Annotated in this window: 4 protein-coding genes; all 4 read left to right on the plus strand. The window is 39.9% G+C overall.

All coding sequences use genetic code 11. The annotated features are described in order from the left end of the window. Positions 1–248 precede the first annotated feature (248 nt). On the plus strand, positions 249–467 hold the full coding sequence (locus LI112_RS17440) for a hypothetical protein (RefSeq protein WP_330635719.1): 219 nt from the start codon (positions 249–251) through the stop codon (positions 465–467). 68 nt (positions 468–535) lie between these two features. Continuing rightward, positions 536–2,206: an alpha-glucosidase gene (locus tag LI112_RS17445; RefSeq protein WP_227191174.1), complete on the plus strand. Its 1,671-nt coding sequence runs from the start codon at positions 536–538 to the stop codon at positions 2,204–2,206. 14 nt (positions 2,207–2,220) lie between these two features. After that, a complete protein-coding gene (locus LI112_RS17450) occupies positions 2,221–4,212 on the plus strand; it encodes a TIM-barrel domain-containing protein (RefSeq protein WP_227191175.1) in 1,992 nt (663 codons plus the stop codon). Positions 4,213–4,493: 281 nt separating this feature from the next. Continuing rightward, positions 4,494–5,773, plus strand: a 1,280-nt coding sequence (locus tag LI112_RS17455; protein ID WP_227191176.1) for an IS3 family transposase, incomplete at its 3' end; no start/stop codon positions are given.

Raw genomic sequence — 5,773 nt, forward strand, 5'->3', positions numbered from 1 at the left:
ACAAAAATGAAGCTGCCGCTTCACGATTTATTAATCGTTAAAGCGACAGCCCCTTCTTTTTTTGTTTAATATGCATAAAAACAGAATTAAAATTTTGTTAAGATTTTAAGTTTCGCGAGAAACCTATTGATTTTACTGAGATGCAGGGTTTATGATAAAGTCACCGAAAGGGAACAGGACAGACGTGTCCGGGGTGATATTTCCCAAATCAATGGTGCTGTACAGCAACAGTGGCAATCCTTTCATTTATGTGGAACTGGAATGACTTTACCATGCCGTTGGTATTATTAAGCGATGAGAGCCAGCAGACTTTACAGCTTGCACAGTATGTTTTCAAAAAACAGTTCTCTGTAGATTATAACCTGGCATTTGCTTCTTATCTGCTGGTACTTATTCCTGTACTGCTTGTATATCTTTTCTGCCAGAAATGGATCATGAACGGTGTTGTTGCCGGAGCAGTCAAGTAATAAATGAAACCTGCGGAGTAATTCGCAGGTTTCGTTAACAAAATAATAAACAGGAGATGATTAATAACATGGAGAAAAAATGGTGGAAAGAAAGTGTAGTATATCAGATATATCCTAAAAGTTTTAAGGACAGCAACGGAGACGGCGTGGGCGATATCAGAGGAATCATACAGAAGCTTGATTATCTCAAAGAGCTTGGCGTAAATGTGTTATGGATATCTCCGATGCTGGAATCTCCTCAGGATGATAATGGTTATGATATTTCTGATTACCGCAGAATTTATAAAGAATATGGAACTATGGAGGACTACGAAGAACTTTTGTCAGAAGCTCACAAAAGAGATATCAGAATCCTGATGGATCTCGTAGTCAACCATACATCGGATGAACATAACTGGTTTATTGAAAGCCGAAAGTCAAAAGATAATCCATATCGTGACTATTATATCTGGAAAGATCCTGTAAACGGAAAAGAACCAAACAACTGGGGCGGTGTATTCGGTGGATCTGCATGGGAATATGATTCTCAGACCCAGATGTATTACCTGCATCTGTTCTCAAAGAAACAGCCGGATCTCAACTGGGAAAACGAGAAAGTACGCCAGGAAGTTTATGATATGATGACATTCTGGTGTGAAAAAGGAATCGACGGTTTCCGTATGGATGTTATCAGTATGATCTCCAAAGACCAGACTTTCCCGGATGGAGAAATGAATAACAGCCTCTATGGTGATTTTGGACCATATTGCGTACATGGTCCGAGAATTCATGAATTTCTGCAGGAAATGAACAGAGAAGTTCTTTCAAAATATGATATCATGACAGTTGGTGAAACCTCAGGAGTAACAATTGAAGAGGCACAGAAATATGCGGGAGAAGCCGGAAAAGAACTGAATATGGTATTTCAGTTTGAGCATGTGGATAATGGAAGCGGTGATTATGGTAAGTGGACAACTGAAAAATATGATTTCAAAGAGTTCAAACGTATCATGATCAAATGGCAGGAAGAACTTCAGGGCAAAGCATGGAACAGCCTGTTTCTTGGAAACCATGATCAGCCGAGAAGTGTCAGCCGTTTTGGAAATGATAATCCGGCATACAGAGAAACTTCTGCAAAAATGCTTGCAACCTGTCTTCACATGATGCAGGGAACACCATATGTATATCAGGGCGAAGAACTTGGAATGACAAACGTTTACTTCGACAAACTGGAAGATTATCGTGATATTGAGAGCATCAATTTCTTTACAGAGCTTACGGAAGCAGGACTTATGACTCCGGAATACATGATGAAATGCCTGATGCTGAGAAGCCGTGATAATGCCCGGACTCCAATGCAGTGGGATGATTCAGCACAGGCTGGATTTACAGATGGCGAGTCCTGGATCAAAGTGAATCCGAACTACAAAGAGATCAATGCGGCACAGCAGCTTGAAGATCCGAACTCTATTTTCCATTACTATCAGAAACTGATCCGTCTGCGTAAAGAAAAAGACATTATTGTTTATGGTGAGTTTGAACCGATTTATCGTGATGATGAGCAGATTTTTGCATATATTAGAAGACAGAAACAGGAAAAACTTCTGACAGTCTGCAATTTCAGTGACAAAAATGCAGGGATGGAGATTCCGGAAGAATTCAAAGGAGCAGAATGTCTGATCACAAATCTTGACAGAACTGTATTTGAAGGTAGAATTGTATTGAAACCATATGAAGCATTTGTACTTTATAAAAAATAAGAGGTAGCACAGAGATGATTAGAAAATACAGATATGGAACTCCGTTTGATACGGAGGCACTGACCGAAAAAATCGAAATAGCTGAGGGCGCTTTTCCATATGGAGAGATCAGCCAGAATGAGGGATTTGCTTTTACCTATATCATGGACAAAGATGATATTGTCTATGGTCTGGGCGAATCCAACCGTGGAATCAATAAGAGAGGTTACTGCTATATCAGCAACTGTACAGATGATGCAATTCATACAGAGGGCAAGCGTTCTCTGTATGGAGCTCACAATTTTATTGTCGTGAGCGGCAAAACTACTTTTGGACTGTTTTTTGACTATCCGTCAAAACTGACCTTTGATATTGGATATACCAGAATGGACACACTCCAGGTATCCTGCGAAAATGCAGATCTGGATATCTATGTCATCGAAGGAGAAAATGCTTACGACATCGTAAAACAGTTCCGTCGTGTGATCGGCCGCAGCTACATTCCGCCGAAGTTCGCTTTCGGTTTTGGACAGAGCCGCTGGGGTTATACAACAAAAGAAGACTTCCGTGCAGTGGCAAAAGGATATCGCGAGAATCATATCCCGATCGACATGATCTACATGGATATTGATTATATGCAGGACTTTAAAGACTTCACAGTCAATGAAAAAAACTTTCCTGATTTCCCTGAATTTGTAAAGGAAATGAAAGACCAGGAGCTTCGCCTGATCCCGATCATTGATGCCGGTGTCAAGGTGGAAAAAGGCTACGAGGTTTACGAGGAAGGTGTAAAAAATAACTACTTCTGTAAAAGAGAAGACGGCAGTGATTTTGTTGCAGCTGTATGGCCTGGAGATACCCATTTTCCGGATATGCTGAATCCAGAAGCCCGGAAATGGTTTGGAGATAAATATCGTTTCCTGATCGATCAGGGAATCGAAGGATTCTGGAATGACATGAACGAGCCTGCAATCTTTTATTCTTCAGAAGGCCTTGCAGAAGCAAAAGAATTCGCCGGAGAGTTTGCAAAAGACACCGAAGGCAAGATCCATCCGTGGGCTATGCAGGCAAAGATGAAAGATATTGCTAACAGTCCGGAGGATTACAAAAGATTCTATCACAATGTAAATGGTAAGAAAATCCGCCACGACAAAGTGCATAATCTTTTTGGTTATAACATGACAAGAGCAGCCGGAGAAGCATTCGAACGCATTGATCCGGAAAAACGTTTCCTGATGTTTTCCAGATCTTCTTATATTGGAATGCATCGTTACGGAGGAATCTGGATGGGAGACAATAAATCCTGGTGGTCACACATTCTTTTAAATCTGAAGATGCTTCCATCTCTGAATATGTGTGGATTTATGTACACAGGCGCAGACCTTGGTGGATTTGGTGACGACACGACCAGAGATCTTCTGCTCCGTTTCCTTGCACTCGGTGTGTTTACACCTCTGATGCGTGATCATGCGGCAGAAGGAACAAGAGAACAGGAATGTTACCAGTTCGAAAACATCGAAGATTTCCGCAGCGTCATTAACGCCAGATATCGCCTTGTGCCGTATCTTTACAGTGAATACATGAAAGCTGCGTTGAATGACGATATGTACTTTAAACCGCTTGGCTTCGTTTATCCGGATGATAAGATGGCAATCCGCGTCGAAGACCAGCTGATGCTTGGCAACGAGATCATGATCGCACCGGTTTATGAGCAGAACGCAAGAGGCCGTTACGTTTACCTGCCAGAAGAAATGAAATTTATCAAGTTCATGCCGGATGGAAGCATTTTCGAAGAAGTCCTCGCAAAAGGAGTCCATTATGTGGATGTTGCCCTCAATGAAGTACCTCTTTTCATTCGAAGCGGCAAATGCATCCCGGTTGCAGAAGCAGCAGAGTGCGTGAAGGATATTGATACAGAGAATATGCAGCTTATCGGATATGAAGGCAGCAGCTATACTCTGTATGAAGATGATGGAATCCATAAAGATTATGATAAGAAAGAAAATTATCGGGTTCTGACGAAATAAGGTAATAATGAAATTGAATATGTCTGGATGAATTTAAGGCTGACAGTCGTGTGAGAGGACTGTCAGCCTTAATTCTAATAATTTGAAATTTTTTGAGGAAAATTATACACCACCTAATAAATAATAAAGAAAGTATCAGTTGACCATAAATAGAAACTCCTTTCATGTTGGAGCCTGAGAGTAAGTTCATGTTAGTATGATTGCAGAGGTAAATGCAACCCCTATGTCTGCGTTGGAGATGCGGACAAAATCTTGGACCAACTAAAAGTTAGGAGGTTCATATGTATTCTTACGAAGAACGCATCCGTGCTGTAAAGTTTTATATCAACTGTGGATATAATGCAGCATACACAGTTAGTAAATTAGGTTACCCTGATGCATCAAATCTCAAGCGTTGGTATAGAGAGTATTCAGAGTCGAATGATCTTCATAAGGGGCGCAAAAAGGTCAGTAAATTTTCTGACAGGGAAAAGAGAGACGCTGTTGATTATTACTTTGCTCGTGACCGAAATGTATTGCAGACGGTAAAAGCACTTGGATACCCAAGCAGACCTCTTCTTATGCAATGGGTTAAAGAACTTTTTCCAGAGGAAGGTAATAGACGTTGTAAATCTTTTAAACCTCATGTAAGATGTTCCCAAGAAGAAAAAATACAAGCAGTAATGGAATCATGCAAAGGTAACTTAAAGATAGCACAGATAGCCGAAATATATGGTGTTACTCCATCTGCTGTTTCTATTTGGAGAAAAGAACTACTTGGTGAAGGGAGAACTTTGAAAATGATCCAACCTCCTGCTGAAGATAAAAGCATCGAACAATTAATACGTGAGAAAGCAGAACTGGAAGCTAAAGTCAAACGTCTCGAAAACGATGTATATAAACTTCAATTAGAGCGTGACGTTCTCGAAAAGGCAGGCGATATCTTAAAAAAAGAGGAGGGCATCAATCTTGATCAATTGACTAATCGTGAAAAAGTTTTCTTGATTGATGCCCTACGTAATAAATATAAATTAAATGAACTGCTACCTGTTTTAAAGCTTTCTAAAAGTAGCTACTGTTATCAGGTACAATGCATAAAGAGCAAAGACAAATATAAAGAATTACGCCAACAAATAAAAGAGCTCTTTATATGTAATAAAGAAATATATGGCTATCGTCGCATACATTGTCTGTTAAAAAAAGATGGTATTATTGTTTCTGAAAAAATAGTCCGTCGTATAATGAACGAGGAACAATTAATCGTTAAAGCAGCAAGAAAAAGAAAATATAACTCTTATAAGGGGGAGATCACTCCTGAAGTTGATAACATAATAAAACGTGATTTTTCAGCTACAAAACCAAACGAAAAATGGCTTACAGATATAACAGAGTTTCATATCCCAGCAGGCAAAATCTATCTGTCCCCTATTATAGATTGTTTTGATGGAATGGTTGTTTCCTGGACAATTGGCACTTCCCCAAACTCCGAACTTGCAAATACCATGCTTCAAAAAGCTATTGAGCAACTTGATCCTTCAGAGCATCCTCTAGTTCATTCTGATCGAGGATGTCATTATCGTTG

Origin of the sequence: Blautia sp. 210820-DFI.6.14, from assembly GCF_020558815.1 — a bacterium.
Classification (GTDB): Bacteria; Bacillota; Clostridia; order Lachnospirales; family Lachnospiraceae; genus Blautia_A; species Blautia_A obeum.